General features: G+C 65.9%; 22 protein-coding genes and 2 pseudogenes (1 of these 24 cut by a window edge). 12 read left to right on the top strand and 12 right to left on the bottom strand.

Going from position 1 to position 21014, the window contains the following annotated elements:
- Positions 1 to 18: 18 nt before the first annotated feature.
- Positions 19 to 246: pseudogene (locus C493_RS23880) on the top strand (aldo/keto reductase); the annotation flags it as partial.
- A 510-nt stretch (positions 247 to 756) separates the two neighbouring features.
- A complete protein-coding gene (locus C493_RS14920) occupies positions 757 to 2223 on the top strand; it encodes a hypothetical protein (RefSeq protein WP_007260296.1) in 1467 nt (488 codons plus the stop codon).
- A gap of 167 nt (positions 2224 to 2390) precedes the next feature.
- On the opposite strand, the gene C493_RS14915 is transcribed toward C493_RS14920, so the two are convergent.
- A complete protein-coding gene (locus tag C493_RS14915) occupies positions 2391 to 2660 on the bottom strand; it encodes a hypothetical protein (protein ID WP_007260295.1) in 270 nt (89 codons plus the stop codon).
- Positions 2661 to 2841: 181 nt separating this feature from the next.
- Between C493_RS14915 and C493_RS14910 the strand changes: the two genes are divergently transcribed.
- Both C493_RS14910 and C493_RS14905 read left to right on the top strand, forming a co-directional pair.
- Positions 2842 to 2988, top strand: coding sequence for a DUF7560 family zinc ribbon protein (locus tag C493_RS14910; RefSeq protein ID WP_007260294.1), 147 nt, complete (start codon positions 2842 to 2844; stop codon positions 2986 to 2988).
- A 150-nt stretch (positions 2989 to 3138) separates the two neighbouring features.
- Positions 3139 to 3597, top strand: coding sequence for an NUDIX hydrolase (locus C493_RS14905; RefSeq protein ID WP_007260293.1), 459 nt, complete (start codon positions 3139 to 3141; stop codon positions 3595 to 3597).
- A gap of 60 nt (positions 3598 to 3657) precedes the next feature.
- Here C493_RS14905 and C493_RS14900 read toward each other — a convergent pair whose 3' ends face one another.
- The 3 genes from C493_RS14900 to C493_RS23110 form a co-directional block, all read right to left on the bottom strand.
- On the bottom strand, positions 3658 to 5118 hold the full coding sequence (locus C493_RS14900) for a DUF402 domain-containing protein (protein WP_007260292.1): 1461 nt from the start codon (positions 5116 to 5118) through the stop codon (positions 3658 to 3660).
- Positions 5119 to 5170: 52 nt separating this feature from the next.
- Positions 5171 to 5548, bottom strand: a complete 378-nt coding sequence (locus C493_RS14895) for a DUF7532 family protein (protein WP_007260291.1) — start codon at positions 5546 to 5548, stop codon at positions 5171 to 5173.
- 84 nt (positions 5549 to 5632) lie between these two features.
- On the bottom strand, positions 5633 to 5791 hold the full coding sequence (locus C493_RS23110; RefSeq protein WP_161606907.1) for a hypothetical protein: 159 nt from the start codon (positions 5789 to 5791) through the stop codon (positions 5633 to 5635).
- A 129-nt stretch (positions 5792 to 5920) separates the two neighbouring features.
- On the opposite strand from C493_RS23110, the gene C493_RS14890 reads away from it, so the two are divergent.
- From C493_RS14890 to C493_RS14880, 3 genes are all read left to right on the top strand, one after another.
- Complete coding sequence (locus tag C493_RS14890) at positions 5921 to 6928, top strand: PrsW family intramembrane metalloprotease (RefSeq protein ID WP_007260290.1); 1008 nt, start codon at positions 5921 to 5923, stop codon at positions 6926 to 6928.
- A gap of 81 nt (positions 6929 to 7009) precedes the next feature.
- Positions 7010 to 9016: a midas domain-containing protein gene (locus C493_RS14885; RefSeq protein WP_007260289.1), complete on the top strand. Its 2007-nt coding sequence runs from the start codon at positions 7010 to 7012 to the stop codon at positions 9014 to 9016.
- Between the two features lie 219 nt (positions 9017 to 9235).
- A complete protein-coding gene (locus C493_RS14880) occupies positions 9236 to 9586 on the top strand; it encodes a hypothetical protein (protein WP_007260288.1) in 351 nt (116 codons plus the stop codon).
- Positions 9587 to 9628: 42 nt separating this feature from the next.
- Here the strand turns inward: C493_RS14880 and C493_RS14875 are convergent, their stop codons facing one another.
- Complete coding sequence (locus C493_RS14875) at positions 9629 to 10234, bottom strand: riboflavin synthase (RefSeq protein ID WP_007260287.1); 606 nt, start codon at positions 10232 to 10234, stop codon at positions 9629 to 9631.
- 129 nt (positions 10235 to 10363) lie between these two features.
- On the opposite strand from C493_RS14875, the gene C493_RS14870 reads away from it, so the two are divergent.
- A complete protein-coding gene (locus C493_RS14870; protein WP_007260286.1) occupies positions 10364 to 10648 on the top strand; it encodes a DUF7533 family protein in 285 nt (94 codons plus the stop codon).
- Positions 10649 to 10722: 74 nt separating this feature from the next.
- Positions 10723 to 10908: a hypothetical protein gene (locus C493_RS14865; RefSeq protein WP_007260285.1), complete on the top strand. Its 186-nt coding sequence runs from the start codon at positions 10723 to 10725 to the stop codon at positions 10906 to 10908.
- Positions 10909 to 10955: 47 nt separating this feature from the next.
- Here the strand turns inward: C493_RS14865 and C493_RS14860 are convergent, their stop codons facing one another.
- From C493_RS14860 to C493_RS22275, 4 genes are all read right to left on the bottom strand, one after another.
- Positions 10956 to 12269: a M24 family metallopeptidase gene (locus C493_RS14860; protein ID WP_007260284.1), complete on the bottom strand. Its 1314-nt coding sequence runs from the start codon at positions 12267 to 12269 to the stop codon at positions 10956 to 10958.
- Positions 12266 to 14140, bottom strand: coding sequence for a UvrD-helicase domain-containing protein (locus C493_RS14855; protein WP_007260283.1), 1875 nt, complete (start codon positions 14138 to 14140; stop codon positions 12266 to 12268). Before C493_RS14855 ends, C493_RS14860 begins: the two co-directional genes overlap by 4 nt.
- Before the next feature lie 357 nt (positions 14141 to 14497).
- On the bottom strand, positions 14498 to 14656 hold the full coding sequence (locus C493_RS23475) for a DUF7563 family protein (protein ID WP_007260282.1): 159 nt from the start codon (positions 14654 to 14656) through the stop codon (positions 14498 to 14500).
- Positions 14657 to 15032: 376 nt separating this feature from the next.
- A complete protein-coding gene (locus C493_RS22275) occupies positions 15033 to 15218 on the bottom strand; it encodes an HVO_0416 family zinc finger protein (protein ID WP_082681725.1) in 186 nt (61 codons plus the stop codon).
- Between the two features lie 197 nt (positions 15219 to 15415).
- Between C493_RS22275 and ubaA the strand changes: the two genes are divergently transcribed.
- Complete coding sequence (gene ubaA / locus C493_RS14845; protein ID WP_007260280.1) at positions 15416 to 16270, top strand: SAMP-activating enzyme E1; 855 nt, start codon at positions 15416 to 15418, stop codon at positions 16268 to 16270.
- A gap of 749 nt (positions 16271 to 17019) precedes the next feature.
- On the opposite strand, the gene C493_RS14840 is transcribed toward ubaA, so the two are convergent.
- The 3 genes from C493_RS14840 to C493_RS14830 all read right to left on the bottom strand — a co-directional run bounded on the left by C493_RS14840 (position 17020) and on the right by C493_RS14830 (position 19655).
- The gene (locus C493_RS14840) at positions 17020 to 17805 is read right to left on the bottom strand and encodes an SDR family oxidoreductase (protein WP_007260279.1); all 786 of its coding nucleotides are present in this window, start codon (positions 17803 to 17805) and stop codon (positions 17020 to 17022) included.
- Positions 17806 to 17937: 132 nt separating this feature from the next.
- Complete coding sequence (locus tag C493_RS14835; RefSeq protein ID WP_007260278.1) at positions 17938 to 19407, bottom strand: sodium:solute symporter family protein; 1470 nt, start codon at positions 19405 to 19407, stop codon at positions 17938 to 17940.
- A complete protein-coding gene (locus C493_RS14830; protein WP_007260277.1) occupies positions 19404 to 19655 on the bottom strand; it encodes a DUF3311 domain-containing protein in 252 nt (83 codons plus the stop codon). The genes C493_RS14835 and C493_RS14830 overlap by 4 nt, the downstream gene beginning before the upstream one ends.
- 174 nt (positions 19656 to 19829) lie before the next feature.
- Here C493_RS14830 and C493_RS14825 point away from each other — a divergent pair, with 174 nt between their 5' ends.
- Together C493_RS14825 and dnaG are read left to right on the top strand one after the other, a co-directional pair.
- Positions 19830 to 20645: an ArsR/SmtB family transcription factor gene (locus C493_RS14825; RefSeq protein ID WP_007260276.1), complete on the top strand. Its 816-nt coding sequence runs from the start codon at positions 19830 to 19832 to the stop codon at positions 20643 to 20645.
- 178 nt (positions 20646 to 20823) lie between these two features.
- Positions 20824 to 21014: pseudogene (gene dnaG / locus C493_RS14815) on the top strand (DNA primase DnaG); it runs 1185 nt beyond the window's last position.

The raw sequence follows: 21014 nt of genomic DNA, 5'->3' as shown, positions 1-21014 counted from the left end.
AGATGTGTATAAGAGACAGACCCCGTCGCGAGCGTCACGCCAACGTTCCGCACGAAAGCCGACATCGACGAGTGGGCGGCCGCAAGCGAGGTCCCCAAACTCTCCGAGGACGAACTGGCCCGCGTCGAGGAACTGTACGCCAACGACTTCGAGATCGACCGCGACGACGGGATGGACTCGCTTCGTTCCTCGGTCGACGGCGAGGACATCGAGTCGGCGGGACTCGACAAGCTCGCGGCAGACTGAGACGGATTGCTGTCCCGATGTCCCGGCGCACCCGCCGCCCGGGTCGCGGGTGCGCCGGAACTGGCGGACAGTAACCCGTCTGAGGCGACCCACGGTTCGTTTCGTCGCTCCTCGAGCAGTTCGGTCGGTCAACGCGTCCAACTACTGGCATTCGTCGGCAGGCGCCGCGACCGTAGGGTCTGTAAAACACGCGTTAGCTGCTTATTTTCGCCTCGACAAGCAGGCGATACTGGCTTTCTTGCCACTCCCTACTCGCCGCGATTTTCACTGACTCCAATCGGTCGATGAGCTGGCTGCCCATCTCGAGAACGTACACCGCACCCTACTGATCACGTCCGCATCGAGAACCGTCACCACCGGACCGATGAAACACGGACAGAGAGTCGTCGAGGGGGAGACGCGCAGTGACGGTCGAGACACCGCTCTTCCGTGCTCGTCACGATGTCGTATAGATCTTCAAAACTGTTCAAAGAGACAATAACAATAATACAATACCGCTCCTGTCCGGCCATGGTCGATTCGACCAACAGACGACGATTCCTCGCAGCGAGCGGTGTGACTGTTGTCGGGCTCAGCGGGTGCCTCGGCAGCAATGACGACGAACCGGACGACGATGAAACGGACGCTGACTCGAGCGACGACAATCCCGACAACGGCGAGTTTGCCCGCGAGCTGCAGTGGGGCAACCTCGGGAGCGAAAACGCGACCCAGGAGTGCCCCGGAGAGCTCGGGTATTGGAAGTGGATACTCACGCCCGGCGGGCCGCAGGCGCTTGAGTTGCCTGCGGAGCTCACGGTCCAGTTCGCGGACGGAACGGAGCAAACCGTAGAGGGGTTCTTCCCGGGTGGCGGCCGTGGCGCACTGCAGTTCGAGGTGTTCAAAGACGGTGGCGGCACCGTCGAGAGCGCGGTCGTCCGGTTCAACGGTGGCGGCGCCAACCCGCGCCTGACGATCAGCGAGGGTGGCTGCGTGGAAGATCCGGACGACATTCCGGACGTGACGGTCACCACGGAGCCGGCGACCGAGGTCAACGATTCGACGGCGATCCTCAACGGGTTTCTGGAGAACCTCGGCGGCTTCGGTTCCGTTTCCGTCTTCTTCGAATACCGGGAACAGGGAACGGCCATCTGGGAAACGACCGATGCTCAGACGCTCACGGAACCCGGTCCGTTCGACGCCGAAATCGACGTCGAACCGGGGACCGACTACGAGTTCCGCGCGGTCGCCGTCGCACCCGACAATACGACGGTGCGGGGCGCCATCCTCACGTTCACCAAAGACGACGTGCCCGACATCACGAAGCCGACGGTCGTCACCGGTCCGGCGACAGAGATCAACGAATCGACGGCGACGCTCAACGGTGAACTGAGAGAACTCGGCGACTTCGACGACGTGAACGTCTTCTTCGAGTATCGACCCGTCGGCGCCGACGAGTGGACCCCGACGGAGCCGGAGACGCTCACCGGACCCGGTCCGTTCAGCGCGGAAGTCGACGTCGAACAGGGCGTCGAATACGAGTACCGTGCGGTCGCCGTTGCAAACGACACGCGGGCGACCGGCGAGACGCTGACGTTCCAGAAGGAGATTCCCGACGTCGACCTGCCCGACGTTGCCACCGATCCGGCGACGGACGTCAACGAGTCGACCGCCACGCTCAACGGTCGACTCGTGACCCTCGGCGACTTCGAAGCGGTCGACGTCTTCTTCCAGTACCGAATCGTCGGCGCCGAAGAGTGGCTCGAGACGGCCCCTCAGACCCTCACGGAGCCAGGTCCGTTTAGCGACGAGATCGGCGATCTCGAGACGGGAGTCGTCTACGAGTTCCGCGCGCTCGGCGTCGCTAACGACGTCGTCGTCGCCGGGCCGATCCAGCGATTCACGAAGGAGGACCCGGACAAGCCGGATAAGCCGGATAAGAAAGACAAGAAGGGCAAGAAAACGGACAAATACGAGACGCCCAAGTCGAAAACGAAGTGAACACTCGAGAGGCGTCGAGAACGAACTCGATCTCGACGCCCGGTCGGCGACCGCTTCGTCGAGACGACACGGACGTGCACTCGAGAAAGGGTCGCCACTGACGGTCACCGAGGTGGGACGGTGCGCACGTCGGCCGTCGCTCGAGCGTCGCGAATCGACGAGGCCGATTACTCGGCGTCGGTGTTGGTCACCCTGAACTCGAACTCGAGTTGGCCGTCGGTTCTGACGTTGACGCCGCCGAGTTCGTCGGACAGCTGCTCGCGTGCTCGAGAGCTCGGTTCGACGGTCACGGAGACGCTGTCGCTGTTGGCGTTGTACGAGATCGTTCCGACCGTTACATCGAACTCGAAGAGCTTCGGCACCTCGGCTCTAATGTGGTCTCGAACGTCGTCGACGTCCGACCGAACGGTCGCCATCTCGTCGTTCAGCGTGGACATTGATACCACTAGTCAGTGAGCGCTCATACAGTTGACGCTGCTCGAGGCCCCTGCGATGGTCAGTCTCGACTGACGGATGTCGGACGGACGGGCCCTCGACGACGGACGGTATATAGCCCCCTCTATATCTGGGTCATCGTCCTATGGCGATACCGGACGAAAGTAGAAGTGTGAAGAGAGCATGACCTACGAATTTACCTGCCCGGACTGTCGGCGGGCGTTCGCGGTGACCGACTCGATGCGCGACGCGACGCTGCAAAGCGGCTGTCCGGTCTGTGGCGCCCCAGTCGCCGACGCCGATTTCGCGCCCGAGTCGTCGGCCGCGTGACCGACCACAAACGCAATCCGAACGGTTCGTCGAGCGAACAGCCGCCGAATCGAGCGCCAGTAGCGAGTAGAATCGTTCGAAATTCCCTTAGTTCGTTCTAGGTGTGCTGGGGATACGTTTTTACAGCCGCACATTGTGCCACTTCCTAACATGACTGAGGTCACGTACGTCCAGAAAGCGTGCGCGTACATCACCCGCGCAACTGGGGAGTTACTCGTCTTCGAGGGTCCCGGCCACGAGGGGCTGCAGATTCCGAAGGGAACGCTCGAGGACGGCGAGAAGCCGATCGAAGCGCTGTACAGGGAGGTCCGCGAAGAGAGCGGCCTCGTCGCGCTCCACGGCGCGACGCATCTGACGACCGACGTCTGGACACGCCGCGAGCAGCCGCCCAAACGCTACGTCAGACACTTCTTTCACTCGCACGTCCACGAACCGCGTGATCAGTGGACTCACACCGTCACCGACGGCGGGGAGGAACACGGCGCCGAGTTCCATCTGCGCTGGATCGATCCGGCGACCGCGGACGGATTCGCCCTCGACCTCGACGACTACGTCCATCTCATCCCAGCGGAGCAGTCGGTCAGCGACGTGCGCTCGGCGTCCGACTGACTCGAGTTTATAACCTAAACAGCCAGAGTGACCGAAGCGGAGATCGAAACTCGTCTTACCTTAGTTCGACAGCGCGCGCCGGACCGCCTCGGCGACGCCCATCGCCTTCTCACGGAGCGGTTCGGAGACGTGGCCCGCCGCGACGGCGTCCTCGAGTTCGCCGGCGTCGACGACCTCGACCGTTCCGTCCGGAGTTCGGATCACGTCGACGTAGAGGTCGACGTACCGGGCCGAATCGGGGAACAGTTCCACGGGCGTACAGACGTTGACGTAGGTCCCTTTCGCCCGGCCGGTCTCGTCTTTGTAGGTCGTCGGATACCACCAGCGGCCCTCGCGAAGTTTCGTGACGGCGACGTCGCCGTCTTCTTTCGCCACGCCGAGCGCGTCGTAGCTGCCGCCGCCGCGCATCGATCGCTCGAGCGTGATCGAGCCGTCGGCGTTCCAGTCGGTCACCTCGCCGCGGCCGAGCGTGATTAGCGTCCCGTCCGGTTTTCCGTGTCCGAGGGTGATCCGGTCGCCGGCGGTCGGACCGAACTGGCGGGAGACCGCGTCGAACGGGAACGCGTCGTCGTCGAGCTGTCCGTCCTCGTTCGCCCCGCCGAATCCGCCGCCGTTCGAGCCGCAGACGGCCTCCGCGAAGTCGACGGCCGCACTCGCAGCCCGGTCGGCGGTCTTGGCGCGGTGGTGGCCCGGCATCGTCGTCTCGACGCCGCGGCGCACGCCGTCCAGCGCGAACCGCGACTCGCGGCCGAACCAGATCCACGTCGTCGACCGCGGCGTGACCTGCGCGCCGGGTTCGTCCGGATCGTCCGGCGCGTCCTCGAGTTCGGCCTCGAGCGACGCCGCGCGATCGGCGGCCCGCTCGAGGGCGGTTCCCATCGCCTCGAGGTCGGCGTCGGCGGCCGCGTGCTGCCAGCGAACGCCCCAGTCCTCGGGGGTGTCGACGGACAGGAGGTCGGTCATCCCGACGAGTTCCTCGGCTTCCACACCCCGGAGTGCCGCTGAAACGCCCGACCGATCGCGCGAGAGGGCGACGAGTCCGCCGCCGACCTCGAGGGTCGGTTCGACGCGCGGCTCGTCGTCGCTCCACGGGGGTGTCGGCTCGGTGACCTGCACGCGATAGCGGTTGCCCTCGTCGACGTAGCCGTCGACGTCGTCGTACTTCAGATAGCCGCGACGGCCGTCACCAAGGTCGACGACCGCCCCGCTCCCGCCGCCCGCGTCGATCACTTCGGCGTCGAAGACGCCCCTTCGCGGGACGTCATCGGCCCAGCGGAAGCTATCGATCGCGAGGGATTCGAGTTCGCTCGCAACCGCGGCGACCGTCTCGGCGTCGCCGGAGAGTTCGACGCCCTGTCTGTCACGCGTCGTCTCGATCGCGACCGCCGCCGGCGCGGTTTCGAACGATTCGTCGAATCGCGCTTCGATGGGATCCGAGGCCTGGACGACCTCGAGGCCGCGGTTGCCGAGCAGCTCCGTGAGCGCCGTGGTGTAGATGCCGCGGACGCGAACCGTCGTCATCGTCGGCCCTCCGGCTCGTCGGCGACGTCGATCTCGCTCTCTGCCACGGCGATCACTCCAGCGTCTCCCGATCCGGCGCGAACCGGACGCGGTCGTTGATCGTCGGGCCGAGCGTCAGTTCGACTGACTCGTCCGGGAGAATCCGTCCGTTCTCGACGTAGACGCCCCACGCGTCGAAGCGCAGCCAGCCGCGCATCTCGTCGGCGTGGGTCGTGAGATCCAGATACTCGACCGTGTGCTCGGGGTAGTCGGAACTCGAGTGAGCCATGTCCATATCCGAGTGGACGGTGTCGTGCTCGTCGAAGAAGTCCTCGAGCGCCGCCGCGTCGGTTTCGACGGCCTCGACGACCGCGTCCGAAGCCGCGCGAAGGTCCTCGGTCTCGAGGCCGACGTCGCGAAGCGCCTGCTGGGTTCGCTGGTCGAAGTGCATGCTCGAGGGTTGGCCAGCGAGGCCTTTGTGGATTCCGAGTCCGGGCCACGAAAACTGGACCGGGATCGACCGCTGCTAAAGCTGTTAGTCGTCGGCTGCGAGTCCGTCGCTGCCCTCGGTCGGTGCCGTCGCCGTGATCTCGTCGTCCGCGTCGGCTGTCGTCGCCTCGGTGGTCGACTTCTCGCTGTTCTCCTCAGCGTTCGGTGGCGCGGTGTAGAGGATACCGCGGCTGCCACTGTACATGATTGTCCGTTCTGGTAGGCGAACACGCATAAGCACGATCCTTATACAGATCTTGAGAGTTAATATCATACAAGGTGCAGCTGCCGCCGAACGCTTACCGGCGAGGCCGTCGAATACCCGCGTAGATCCATGGACCGACGGCGCGATCCGGTCGAAGAAGCCAGCGAGGAGTCGGCCGATCTCTACGAGGTATCGTCGTGGGAGCCGCGATCCGCGCTCGATCGACTCGCCGTAGCCGTCTACGGCGGCGTCAGTTACGGACTACAGGGGATCGTGCTCTTCGTCGCGCTCGCCATTACGCTCGTGTTGCTCGTCCAGCCGGCGGTGTTGGTGATCGACGAACCGGCACTCGCCCTGTTCTTCGCGCTGTCGGTCGTCCCGGCGGCGCTGCTGGCCGCCTTCATCTGGTACTCCGATATCACGACGAACGAACCGCTCGGACTGTTGGTCGCGACGTTCGTCCTGGCCGTGCTCTTCGCGACGTTCGCGGCCGTGGTCAACTCCACGGTCGGTCCCCTGCTCCAGGGCATCCCGCTGATCGGGATGGTGCTCTTTTTCTATCTGATCGTCGGCCCCGTCGAGGAGGCCGTCAAACTCCTCGCGGTTCGCGTCTTCGCCTACCGCAGCGATTCGTTCGACGCGGTGATCGACGGCGCGGTCTACGGCGCGGTCGCCGGGCTGGGGTTCGCCGCCATCGAAAACGCGATCTACATCTCCGGTGAGGTCGCCCAGACCGACGTCGGCGCGCTCACCGCCGCAACTGGAATCACAACTGTTCGCGCACTCGTCGGCCCGGGTCACGTTATCTACTCCGCGATCGCGGGCTTTTACCTCGGCCTCGCGAAGTTCAACCCCGAGAACGCCGGGCCGATCGTCGCGAAGGGACTGTTGATCGCCGCGTTCGTCCACGCGACCTACAACACCACGGTCGGCATCGTTCCCGATCTGCTCGCTGGCCTCTATGCGATACCCTACGGACTCGCGTTCGTCAGCTACGTGATCGCCTTCGACCTCGTCGTCGGCTACTACCTCTACCGGAAGATCGTTCGTTACCGCCGAGCGTACCGAACCGCCAGGGACGACACCGGACCGGAGCCGAAGTCGGAGCTCACCGAGTTCGATCCGCCAAGCCGATAACCGGCGCCGAGAGCGACCCGATCGCGCGGCCCGCTGGTGCAGGCAGCATTGGCTTGCCCAGCCCTCCCGGCAGATTCCCCCATGAGTGCCACGTTTACGGACGACGACCTCGATAAGACCGTCGAAAACGAGAACGGCGAGGTGATCGGTTACGTCACCGACGTCGAAGACGACACCGCCCGCGTCGAGCCTCGCGCCGGCGTCGTCGACTCGATCAGGGCCGCCCTCGGCTGGCGAGGCGGAGAGGGAGAGACCGTCACGATCCGCGAGGCACACGTCGACGAGGTGACCAGTGAGACGGTTCGTCTCGAGGGAACGAAGGCGGACGCGTTCGAAGACGAATCCGACAGCGGAATCGACGGCGAAGACGAAGAAAACGGTGACGCAGTCGTCGACGGCGAAACGTCGACTGCGGACCGACAGCCCGCAGAGCGGTCGACCGACTCCGCGGCCGAACCGGCCCTCGAGTCGGGTACCGCCGCTGAACGCGAGCCGGGAACCGGCGGCGATACCGAATCGGTCGCCGAGGCGTCGAACGCGGCGACGGGAGCCGACGAGTCGCCCGGAACGATCGACGAAGACGAGACGAACGAGGGGGAACCGGACGTGCGAGCGTCGGCCGATGAGGCTGGTGGTCCGACGGACGACCTCGAGGATCCACCCGGAACCGGAATTTCGGGCGAAGTCGGAGCCCACGATACGAGCGACGCGATCGACCAGAGCGAGGTCCAAGAGCCGGCCGAGTCGACGGCCGAACCTGACGACGTGGCGAAGTCTCGAGGAAATTCCAACGAGGTGGCGGATCCACGAGCCGAATCCGACGACGTGGCCGAACCAGCGACCGAGCCGACGGACGTGGCGGAACCGACCGATTCGGACGAGACGACCGACGCGACCGACTCGACCGACTCGATGCGGACGGACGTCCCGATCGGCGACGTTGCGACGGAAACGGAGCGCGAAGAGGCGACCTCGGTCGGCAAACTCGAGACCGGCGTCGATCTCGAAGCGGCCGCGACCGCCGACGGCGAAGAGTCGGACGAAGACGCGACTGAGACGGACGATCCCGCCGACGAACTCGATACTGGCGTCGATCTCGAGGCCGCGGCCTCGAGCGGTAGCGAGGTCGGAACCGAAGACGGTGATCGCGGTGCCGACGGCGACGCGAGCGACGCCGATCCGGCCGCCGAGATCGATCTCGGAACCGACCTCGAGGCGGCGACGAGTTCCCCTTCGGAGACGGACGCGCGGCCGGAGACGAGTCTCGATCCCGACGTCGAGGAGCGACCGTCACCCGAGGCGGATCCGCGACCCGAAAACGAGCTGGATTCGGCGGCCGACGACGCGAGGAATGCCGAGACGGCGACCCAACAGTCGGCCGGCGACGTGCTCGCGACCGTCGATATCGAGTCGGCCGCAACGTCGGCACGCGAGTCGGAAACCGAACCCGAAATCGGGCCCGACGCCGTCGCCGGCTCGGCGTCGGACGGCGACGACGATCCCGACGCGGTCGCTCGTCAGCGCGTTACGGACGAGTTCGAGGCGACGAAACCGTCGGAGACCTCGAGCGAGTCGGACGGCGTCGACGACGGTGAGCGCCCGACCGACTCCGGACGCCCGACGGAAGAATCGAGCGCGCCGGCGCGAGGACGAGACCAGCGGCGGCGGTCGACGCCGCTCTCGGCTCTGCTCGCCGCGCAGCGGGCTGCGATCGAGACGCCGCTTGCCGCCCAGCGCGGGAGCCTCGAGGCGACCCAGGCGGCTACTCGAGGGTACTTCACCGTCCTCCAGTCGATGACCGGCGGCGGGTTCGAAGCGAGCGGAACCCGCAACCGGAAGCGAGGGCGGACTCGAACGGCGGACGGCCCCGACGAGGATCACGAGGACGAGCAGCCACTCGGGGACGAGGCGCTCTCCAGCCAACTCGCGGCCCATCTCGAGCAGTTACGGGCGATGCGCGACGAGTTCGAGGCCCAGGCGGCCGACGGGAACGGGAGCGAGGAGGCCGCGGCGATGATACGCCGGCAAATCGCGTTGCTCGAGCAGTGTCGCCAGCGGCTGGACGCCGACGGCGAGCGTCCGGAGTGAGCGGCTGGCACCGACGACTCGTCCGGTGGCCGAAACGTCGGCCGCTCGCCGAACCGCCCTCGGCTCTGCAGTCGGAGTCGATAGTTGTGATAGTCTCGGCGAAGTACCTATTTTCGTCGACCGTGTATAGTAGCGCTTGCAACGATTTACACACCGATCGCAATGCAGTCCTGCGATCGGGTGTGCATTGACTTGCAAGCGCTACTATAGTCGACGGCGATGGTTGCACTTATCGGCTCGCTCGTCGCGTTCGTCGTCGCACTGCTCGTCGGCGGACTGGCGATTTTTATCGGCGCCTCGATCGTCGTCGACGTCGAGGACTACTCGCACGCCGTCTGGACGGCGCTGTTCGGGGCGATCGTCTGGGCGTTGACCGCCTGGATCCCGCTGTTCGGTCCGCTGCTGGCCCTGCTCGCCTGGATCTGGGTAATCAACTGGCGCTACCCCGGCGGCTGGATCGCCGCTGCCCTGATCGGCGTCGTCGCCTGGGCGGCCGCGCTCGCCATTATCTTCGTGCTCGACCTCCTGCTCGGGCTCGGGGTCGGCGCGTTTGGCGTGCCGGGCGCCTGAGACGGCGGAGATGTCGATCCGCCGAACGTCTCGTCGCCGTTGCTACGCGAATCGCTCCTCGAGCAGCCGCTCGACGTACTTCGCGAGCACGTCGACCTCGAGGTGGACCTCGTCGCCAGGCTCCTTTTCGGAGAGCGTCGTGAGTTCGTAGGTCGTCGGGATGATTGCGACGGTGACGCGGCCGTTCTCCGTGTCGAGGTCGGCGACGGTGAGACTGATCCCGTCGAGCGTGATCGACCCCTTCTCGACGACGTACCGTTCGTACCCCTCGGGAAGATCGAACTCGAAGAACCAGTCTTCGTCGACTGATTCGACGGCTCGGACGGTCGCGACGGCGTCGACGTGGCCCTGTACGACGTGGCCGTCGAACCGACCCTCCGCGGGCATCGCCCGCTCTAAGTTGGCGACGTCGCCTTCCTCGAGGGTTCCGAGGTAGGTCCGCTCGACGGTCTCGGTCGCGAGGAAGACCTCGAACCACGATCCGTCCTCGAAGCGCTCGACGGTGAGACAGACGCCGCTGACGCTGATGCTCTGGCCGTGCTCGAGGCCCGTCGCGACCTCGTCGGCGCCGATCCGGAGGCGGAGGCCGTCGTCGGTGCGTTCGCGCGCGACGATCTCGCCGGTCTCCTCGACGATTCCTGTGAACATATTCGATCCTGCCATCCGACGGATAAAGCCGTTCCGAAGGCGGAACGCGTTCCAGTTCCGTGACCGGATCGCGTCCGCCGGCGAGACGCAGCGCCGCCCTTTTGACCGAGCCCGCGCTAGCGACCGCTAATGGCCGGACTCATCGACACGATCAAACTCGCCGGCGTCCTCGTGCTCGCGATCCCCGCCGCGCTGGCCGGACTCGAGTTCCTGCTCGTCCGCGGCGAGACGACGACCGGCGCGATCTTGCTCGGCCTCTCGGTCGGCCTCGTTCTCGTTCAGCATCGGCTGACGACGCCCGGCGACCTTCCGGGCCTCGCGGCCAAGCGAGTCGCCGGCTCGGTCGTCGGCGACTCGAGTCGCGAGTCGGACGACGAGGACGTAGTGGACGTTCCGCGCGACGACGAGCGGTGAGCGAGCCGCCGACCTCGGCGTACTGGTTCGTCGAATGACTTATTTCGCGCTGTCCGGAATACGGTGAGAGAACAGTGGCTGATTACATTATCGCAGCCCTCAGGATCGTCGAGCCGATCGCCGACGGCGTCGTCAGCGTCTACCGTCGGTTTCGGGGCTCCGAGAACGAACCCGAGACCGACGAATCCGAGGCCGGTGCGAACGCGGCCGACGGCGCTAATCGCGATTTGAACGACAGCGATGCCGACTCGAGCGAGTAACTATCTCTGTCCCCAGTGACTGAGTCGAGCCACGGCACGGACCCTCGTTACTCGAGCAGCGCCGACGGCTCGAGGGACCGCGACGGCGCGGCCAGATACTGGGCGCGCTCGCCGTCGTGGCCCTTGACCAGCAGATCCGCGATTCGGAGCCACTGGCCGCCGGTTTCGTCGTCAGTCCCGTCGCCGACGCCGTCTCCGCTTTCCTCCTCGATTCGAACCGCCGACTCGAGCCGAACGACGCTTCCCGGTTCGATGTCGTCGCCGCCCGCGGCGGGTCGCTCTCGGGGCTCGAGACCGACGCCGAAGACGCGCGTGTCGACGGCGCCGGGCTCTTCGAAGCCGAATGCGCGCACTTCGGCCTCGAGGTCGGCTTCGACGGCGGTGACGGATTCGGCGTCCGCGGTCACCATCGCCGCCGCGGATCGAAACGATTGGGTGACGCCGACGTGGGCGCGTCGGTCCCGGCCGCCCTCGCCGTCGACGACGAGCGTCCGGACGAGCGAGCCGTAGTAGCCGTCGGGACCGCGAGGCGCGGCCTCGAGGACGATCGGTTCGGCGGGTCGGAGCGCCTCCGCGGCGGTATCTGTGGCGTTTCCGGTCGCCACGGCGTCGTCATCGCTCCCGACGAGCGTCGAGGGCTCGTTCCCGGCGTCGGGATTGACGACCGTGTTCCCGTCCGGAAACGCACCCGCCGCGACGATTCCCTCGTCGATCGCCGTCCGGAGTCCACGGGGTGTCACCGCCTCGCCGTCTGCAACGAGTCGGCCGTTCTCGACGGTCGCGTCCGCGAGCACCGCGGCCGCATTCCGGATTCCGGCGCTCGCAGCGGCCTGTGCGGCGGCGATTCGATCGCGCTCGGCCGCCGTCTTCGCCGCTCGAGCGCGGTCGAACACGTTGGTCGACGCGAGCTCGAAGCCCGCGTTCTCGAGGTAGAGCGCGGCGTCGTGGGGGATTCGTGCCGGGGCCAGGACCGCGCTCGAACTCGAGGAGCGATCGGCGTCGTCCTCGAGGCGCTCGGCCAGCCTCGAAGCGAGCGACCGCGCCGGCGCCGAACTCGCGGCTCGGCGGTCGTTCGCGTCGGTCGGCGTCTCGACCAGCCACGTTCCGTCGGCGTCGAACGTAACGGCGACGGCGGTCGGCCGGGTTCGGATTTGGGCTCGAGATCGGTCGGTGCCGGCGGCGTCGGCGCCGTCAGCGGCCGACAGACAGTAGCGAATCGCGGGGTCGTCGCGCGGGCCGACGTGAACGACGGCGGCGGCGTCTCGGGCCTCGAGTTCGGCCGCGAGACGCGACTCGAGATGTGTGGCGACGTCGGCGCGGCTCGTCGCTTCGGCGCCGGCGGTCGTCTCGGCGTCGGTCACGGCGCTTCGGCTTCGACCTCCTCGCCCTCGTCCGGCGCGTCGGTCGGTTGCTGGGCCTGCTCGACGAGTTCCTCGAGGCTCGTATCCGTCAGCTCGTTGTTCAGCAGGACGTCGATCGGCAGCGTGGGGGCGCCGTCGACGAGGTTCTCGAGGAGGACGAGCCGTTCGCGGGCCCGGGACATGCCGACGTAGAAGACGCGGCGTTCGTTGTCCGTCAGGACGGGGACGGGCGAGGTGTTCTTGGTGAACTCCTCGACGCCGGGGACGTCCTCGGGGTCGTCGACGGTGGCGACCATCTGCTCGACGACCTTCTCGGTGAGGTCGGTGCCGACGATGACGTGGTCGGCCTCGCGGCCCTTCGCGGAGTGGATGGTGCCGACGCGGACGCGGTCGGTCTCCATCCCGAGGTACTCGCCGATGGCGAAGTACGACTGGATGCTCTTCTTCTGGAAGTTGGTGACCTTCCGGAGCATGTCCGAGGCCGAGGCGGGGCCGGGCATGAACGGGACGTGGTCCTGGACGACCTCGGCGGGGATCATCAGTTCCTCCAGATCGTCGATGCCGGCCTCCTCCTGGCGCTCGTCGATGGTGTCGAAGAGGTCGTCGCGCTCGTTGGTGCCGAACGCCGATTCCTGGAGCATGTCCGCGAGGCGCCGAGCCTGGAGTCCGGTGACGTCCTTGCCAGCGTCGATAGCCTCGATGGCGCGGACGTACTGGGTGAGTCGGTCGGTCCACATCCGCTGGTCGGTCAGCGACGTGAAGGGGACGCCCTCGGTGATGAACTCATCGATGAACTGAAACATCTGGTAGCGCGCCCGGAACAACACCATCACGGTGCCGTCGGTCTGGTCGAGCGTCCGGCGGACGTTCCGGACGACGTCGAGCATCGAGGCGTTAGCGCGGGCCTCGACGGCGCCGCCTTCCTTGCGGGGTTTGAGGTCCTTGTCCTGTCGGGTCTCGATGTGACGGATCTCCTGGTTGACCGCGTTGAGGACGTTCGAGGGGAGTCGGTAGGAGTTCGGGAGAATTACGTCCTCGTCGACCGCTTCGTCGAGCAAGAGCGCGGGGTCCGCACCCTGCCAGGAGTAGACGACCTGATCGTCGTCGCCGGCGATCAGCACCTGCTTCATGTGGGATTTCCACTCCTCGTAGACGTCGTACTGCAGCGTCGTGATGTCCTGGAACTCGTCGATCACCAGGTAGTCGACGTTCGGCAGCAACGAGCGCTGTTTGACTCGCTCGAGCATGTCGGCGAAGCCGATCTTGCCCTGCTCGCCCTTGAACGAACGCCAGGCGCGGATCGCCTCGGGGACGTCGATCCGGTCGTCGTCGGAGGGCCAGGTGGGCGTGTACTTGTTGCCTTCCTGGGCGTTGGGGTCGATTTCGGGCGGGAGTCGAACCTCCTCTTCGTCCCACTGGAAGGGGACGTCGTACCAGTCGGTGACGTCACGGCTGGTCCGCTGGAGCCACTGACTGGTCGCGATTACCTTGTTCCCGATCGTCGTCGAGCGGGCGGTTCGGCGGCCGGCGCCCGAGTACTCGTCTTCGTACTCGATGCCGTACTCTTCGCAAAACTCCTCTTTGTCGGACTCGCCGATGACGTCGCTTCGAGAGAGATCAAGCAGCTCGTAGGCCTTCGCGTGCATCGTACAGACGTTGCCCTGCAGCGCGCGGGGACTCTCGCCGAGTCGTTCGGCCAGTCGTTCGCGAACCTCCTGTGCAGCCGCTCGCGTGTACGAGACGACGAGGATGTCCCGGAAGGTCACGCCCTCCGTCTCGAGAATCTCTTCGACGTGGTCGAGAAGTGCGGTGGTCTTCCCGCTGCCCGGGCCACCGAACAACCGGGTCACCTTCGTCTCCGTAGTAGCCATTATCCCTGTTCAGGGTCGCAATACCCATAAGTCACGTGGGTTTTCGGCGACGGAAAATCGCCGGCCGTCGTCGGGGTGGCCCTGCCGGCTATCGGTTTGGTCGCACGGCTGTGTCACCGGAAACGAACGGTCGAACGAAAAGCGAACGAGACCGCCGGTTCGGCGTCGTCGGGTCGGGAGTCGGTTCAGGGTGCGGTACGTGAGACGGGTCGCGATTCCGGCCGACTACTGCGGGCGGTCACGGCGCGGAGGCGTCATACGGGGTACTGTAAGGCGTCATACGGGGTACTGTACGTCGTTTCCGGCGCAACCGCGGCGGGTCGCGGTTGTTCCGGGACATCGGTACAGCAATCCGTATCAGGGATTTCGCGGCGAGCGGGCGGTTCTGACGTCGGCGCCGTCGCGGATCTTGTCCTGGCAGTCGGGACAGACGCGGGGGTCGTCGACGTCACGGGGTGTGAAGACGCGGGCGTACGCATCCGTGACGAACGCACCGCAGTTCTGGCATTCCGGCATGGTGCTTCTCAGCGAAGTGTAGGGAAACCATACGTTATAATTGTATCGTAATAGATGTGTTGAAATTACGCGCTGGGACGCGACGGAGAGTCGGCGCCGGCGCCGGTTTCGGTACGCGAAACTGCGTCGTCACTGTGGTGCTCGACACGCCGACCGAACCGTTCGCCGGCGATCGGATCTGCGGTGACGGTCAGCGGTTACAAGGGGCTATCGGTGACTACGCGGGGTATCGGTGGCTACGAGAGGATAGAGGATAGCCGGAGGCGTGGCCGTATGCGTGGCTGTATCGTAGTCGCTCCAAAAATCGAGTCGCTCGAGGGCGACGGGTTGTCGATTGATAGTTGCCGAGTATCGGTCGCAGTCGATCGTCGCGACCCTACGGCGTCGGTTCCCACCCACAGACGGTACACGCGGTGGCGGACGGATCGTGGAGGCCGCCGCAGTCGGGACACTGCTTCTTGTTATACTCTTGCTCCCACCCGACTCGTTCTACGGTGTGACCGCGGTCCGTGAGAAATTGATCGATGACGTCGTCACCGGCGTCATTGGGTGAGGTTGCCATAGGCGTGCTAATGCCCCCCACTATATTAAACGATTTGGTAGACCCAAAGATCTGCCTCAATCGCGGAATCTATTCAACATTCGCAGTCTGTCAGTCTGCGTTACCCGACAAAACGAGGGAAATCATCTCTAGAGAGGACGACCGACGGTTTCGAACCGACCCGCGGACTTTTCTCGCTCTCGCCCCAAGACGGAGGTATGAGCGACCTGCGCCTCGATGCGACTCAGCTCGATCGCTACTCGAGACACGTCATCATGGACGAGATCGGTCCCGAGGGCCAACAGCGCTTGCTCGATGCGTCGGTGCTGGTCGTCGGCGCCGGTGGGCTCGGCTCGCCGGCGATTCAGTACCTCGCGGCGGCCGGCGTCGGCCGGCTGGGAATCGTCGACGACGACGTCGTGGAACGGTCGAACCTGCAGCGACAGATCGTCCACGGCGACGACGACGTCGGCCGTCCGAAAGTCGAGAGCGCGGCGGACTACGTGACCGCGCTGAACCCCGATATCGACGTCGAGCCCCACGAAACGCGGATTACGGCCGCCAACGTCGCCGACCTCGTCGACGAGTACGACGTCGTACTCGACGCCAGCGACAACTTCGCCACTCGATACCTGCTCAACGACCACTGCGTGCTCACCGGAACGGCGCTCTCTCACGGCGCGATCTACCGCTTCGAGGGGCAGGTAACGTTCTTTACGAACGAGCGCTCGAGCAAAGCGGCTGACGAAGACGCAGATGCTCCGCCCTGCTACCGCTGTATCTTCCCCGAGGCGCCCGAGCCCGGTACCGTCCCCGACTGCGCGACGACAGGCGTGCTCGGCGTCCTGCCGGGCACCGTCGGCTGCATCCAGGCGACGGAGGTCGTCAAGTACATCCTCGGAAAGGGAGAGGTGCTCGAGGGGCGGTTGCTCATGTACGACGCGATGGACATGACGTTCGAGACCGTCGACGTCCTCGCGAACCCGTCCTGTCCCGTCTGTAGCGACGATCCCGAGATCGAATCGGTCGAGGACGTCGCCTACGAGGGCAGCTGTCAGATTTCCGCCGATTGAGGGCTCGAGCACGCTCAGAACCGCTCTCAGAACCGCTTCGGACCGAGAACCCAATTCGCGGTGGCGCGCGCTGTCGACGCGTCGGAACGAACGCGATGACGCTCGACGAAAGTCGTGCGAGGTCGTCGCGAGTAGTGCGGGACCTCGGTCCCGCATACCATGCGAACGGCGCTTCGCGCCGTGAGCAGACAAAGCGAGGGGCGGCTTGGAAGACACGGCGCGTCTTCCAGTGGATGAACGAGCGATCGGAGAGAGCGAGTGAATCGGCTGGGGAGGACGTGGAAATCCCCGTTGCCACGAAGCGATCTTCGCCTTCCCATTGCCACGAAGCGATCTCTGCCTCCCCGTTGCTACGAAACGATCTCTGCCTCCCCGTTGCTACGAAGCGATCTCTGCCTCCCCGTTGCTACGAAACGATCTCTGCCTCCCCGTTGCTACGAAACGATCTCTGCCTCCCCGTTGCTATGAAACGATCTCTGCGGAACGAACGAATCGTCTGCGTATCGTGGCGGCACGGAATCGCCACGTCCTCCCCAGCCGATTCGTTCGTTCCCGCTGGTCACTCACTCATCCCTCGCACGACTCCGTCTCGCGGTTCGCTGTCCGCTCACCGCGACACAGCGCGCGCCACCGCACGCCGGTTCCGTGACCAGGCCGTCACTGACACCGTCAAAAGCACGCCGGTTCCGTGACCGGACCGCCACCGACACCGTCACGACGAGACCCGATAACAGCGTGCAGTCCAGTCGCTAACTCCGCAGGAGGCCGCCGTCGATGGGGACCGCGACGCCGTTGACGAAACTCGCCCGCGGACTCGAGAGCACCGCCACGATGTCGCCGAGTTCCCGCGGTTCGCCGATCCGGTCCATCGGAATGTCGGCGGCGAGATCGGTCAGTCCCTCCTCGTAGTCGTCGTAGACGCCGCGCTCGATGTTGGCTTCGACGAGTTCCTCGATTCGGGGCGTCTCGATCGTCCCCGGGAGCACCGCGTTCACCCGAATCTCGGGCGCGAACTCCCGCGAGACGGTCTTCACGAGGCCGATCACGCCTCTGCGGACGGAGTTCGACAGCAAGAGCCCGTCGGCCGCCTCGCGAACCGTCCGGGACGTGATACAGGTCACGGTGCCGTACTCGGACTCGAGCAGGTGCTCGTGGGCGTTCTCGAGCGTCCAGACGACGCTCATCACCAGCAGGTCGTAGGCCTGGTACCAGTCCTGCTCGTCGGTCTCGAGGAAGGTCGTACTCGGCGGGCCGCCCGAGGAGGTGACGAGGTGGTCGAGGCCGCCGAAGGCGTCGACCGTCTCGCTGACGAGGCGAGAGACCTGATCGGGGTCGGTGAGATCCGTCGGTGTAGCTCGCACCTCGCCCGCGGCCGTCTCGGCGAGTTCCGCGCGGGCGTCCGCGAGGCGCTCCTCGTCGCGTCCGCAGAGCATCACGTTGGCGCCCTCCTCGGCGAGGGCTTGCGCGCTCGCAAAGCCGAGGCCGCTCGAGGAGGCCGTTACCAGTGCGCTGTTGCCGTCGAGATCGAGATCCATGCGCGAGTCCACGAGGGCGTGCTACTAAGTCTCGCGGTCACGGGCAAGGCGTTCGAAGCGGGACCTCGAGGCGGAAAAGTCGAGGGACCCTCGAGGTAACGAAACCGAGGGGCCTCGAGACGAAACCGCGGCTCAGTCGGCCCCCAGCCGCTCGAAGTAGATCGCTCGCCGCTCGTCGGCCGCGGGCGTCGTTACGAACGAGACGCCGACGGTGACGACGAGGCCGAGTCCCATTCCGACGAGCCCGGCCGACCAGCCGGCGTAGGTGGCGGGAACGAACCCGAGGAAGAGACTCGAGAGGTAAAACAGCTGACTTGCCACGATTCCGGCGGTGATTCCGGCCCGCGTCGTCCGTCGCCAGTAGAGGGCGACCATCACGGGCAAGGCGAGCTGGGCGAAGCCGCTGAAGGCGGCGTCGCCGAGTTCGAACAGCGTGGCGGGGTTCCAGAGGCTGGCGGCGAAGGCGGCCGTCGCGAAGGCCACGACGCCGATGCGGGCGAGCAGGTCCTCCCGGCGCTCGGAGATCGTTCGGTCGACGAACGGGCGGTAGAGGTCCCGCGTGAAGTACGACGAGCCCGAGAGCAGCATCGAGTCCGAGGAGGACATCATCGCGGCCATCGCACCGGCGATGACGAGCGCGGCGAACCAGACGGGCGTGTACTCGGCGAGCACGATGGGGAGCACGTTCGCCCCCTCGGGAATCGTCACGTCGAGGCCGCGGGCCCACGCGCCGATCAGGAACGACGGCACGAACAGGAGCACGCAGAGGATCGGCCACAGCGCGAACGACCGCTTGAGTACGGTCTTCGATCCCGCGGCGAAAAAGCGCTGGTTGACCTGCGGGAACATCGCGACGCCGAAGCCGATCGTGATCGCCGTCGAGAGCATCCACTGAACCGTATAGAAGTCGCTGCCGAGCGCGAGGTGGTGAGCCGCCTCGGCCTCGAGCGCCGACGTGGCCGCGCCGGGACCGCCGATCACGGCGAGGAGCCACAGCAGGGCGACCCAGGTGACGACGAGCATGAACGCGCCCTGGACGGTGTCGGTCCAGGCGATGCCGCGCATTCCCGCGACGACGACGTAGAGGATCATGAACGCGGTGATGAGGCCGGCGCCGACGGCGTAGGGGACGGCGCCCTCGGTCAGCGCCTCGAGGGCGGTCCCGGCGCCCACCTGCTGGAGCATGACGTACGGGAAGAGCCAGAGCAGACTGACGCCGGCGACGAGCCCGCGAAGCCACGTGGAGCCGAAGCGGTCGCCGAGCATCTCGCCGAGGGTGACGTAGCCGTAGCTCTGCCCGAGCAGCCACTGCTTGTAGCCGATGACGTACCACAGAATCGCGAAGATGATCCCGTCCATCAGCCCCATGACGAGCACCCACTCCGGGCCCTGAGCGTAGGCGATATTCGGGCCGGCGAAGAAGGTAAACGCCGACAGCAGCGTGGCGAACGTCGTAAACAGCAGGACGATCGTGCCGAACGTCCGACTCGCCAGGTAGAAGTCCTCGGCGGTTCGATCGGTCAGCCGGTAGGCGAACAGGCCGATGGCGAGCGCCAGAAGCAGGTAACCGACGATGATTCCGAGTTGGAGTGTGAGCGTCACGGCCGATCACCGTCGGTTCCGGCCGTCGACTGCGGCGATCTTCCCTCGGTCTCGATCCCGATTCCCCACGCTCGCTGGGTGAACACCCAGAAGACGACCGACGCGAGCCCCATCCAGCCGACGTGCCACCAGAGCCACAGCGGCAGGCCGGCGACGGTCGTCGCGTCGCCCCAGAGAAACCACGGGATCGCGAACACACAGAGGACGATCGCGACCGCGGTCCAGCCGACGAGTTCCAGACGGCGCATGTCCGGTGCTTGGAGTCGACGTTGGTAATTGTTTCCCTTCAACCGAGTCGTTTGAAGACTTTCGACTATCAGTCTGCAAATCGCCGGACTCGAGCGCGCTTCCCAAGGTAAAATTGCTCTTTCAGGGAGGACAAAAGGTATAGGGGTTGCACCGAGAGTCCGAATCGAGTTGACATGGCCCGGCTGTTCCCGTTCCGTTCCGACCCCGACGACACCGACCGCCAGCCGCGGGTCGTCGACCTCGAGGGCGAGGACGCCGACGCGGTCTTCGGCGCGCTCTCCTCGACGACCGCCCGTCGGATCTACGCGCGACTGGACGCGGAGCCCGGAACGCCGAGCGACGTCGCCGACGCCATCGACTCCTCGATTCAGAACGTCCGGTATCACCTGGAGAAACTCGAGGACGCCGGCCTCGTCGAGGTCGTCGATACGTGGTACTCCTCGCGGGGCAACGAGATGAGCGTCTACGCGACGACCGACGGCCCGCTGATCGTGACCAGCGACGAGTCGACGGCCGGCCGCCTGCGGGAGGCCCTCTCACGGTTCGTCGGCGGCCTCGGCGTGCTCGCGGGCGGGAGCCTCGTGGTTCACCACGCTCTCACGGGGTGGGCCGAGTCGGCGGTCGAGGATGCGAGCGGGAGCGCGACGCCGGCGGGGGCAGGGGCGGAGGCGGACGATTCAACCAGTACCGACGACGGCGACGGCGACGGAACCGGAGCTTCCGACGGCGATCGCGCAGACTCCGACGACGACGTCGGCATCCAGCAAAACGACAGCGACGACGCCGCTGTCTCCGACGGCGGAAACGAGACGGACGGAAGCGAACCGATAATCGACGGTGGTGCCGGCGACGCCGCGACCGACAACAGCGCGGAGGTGGCCGAAACGCTGCTCTCGACGGCGCCGCCGGGTCTGCTCTTCTTCCTCGGCGGTCTCGTCGTGTTACTGGCAGTCACGGCGTACTGGTACTGGTACCGGCCGCAGTACTGAGCCGGCGGTTCGCGCGGGTTTCGGTACTCGCTCGCTCGAGACGGAGACGGATTTCCGTCCGCGAAACGGGTTCGGCGTTTTTCGGACAGGACAACAGCTATTTCCCCGTCACGATCCAAAACCTACATAAACCGATTGCGGTGCCGCGTTGCGGGGCCGCATCCGCGAGGCCAGACCCATGGAAGACACATCGAAGTATCTCATTCACGCCGACGTGACCGCAGCGGGGGTCGTCGAGCGCAGCGACGTCGTCGGTGCGATCTTCGGGCAGACCGAAGGGTTGCTCGGCGACGAACTCGACCTCCGGGACCTCCGGCAGTCACAGAAGGTCGGACGCATCGACGTCGAAATCAAAAGCACCGGGGGCAA

Source organism: Natronolimnohabitans innermongolicus JCM 12255 (genome assembly GCF_000337215.1).
Classification (GTDB): Archaea; Halobacteriota; Halobacteria; order Halobacteriales; family Natrialbaceae; genus Natronolimnohabitans; species Natronolimnohabitans innermongolicus.
This window is presented reverse-complemented; position numbering and strand designations above follow the sequence as displayed.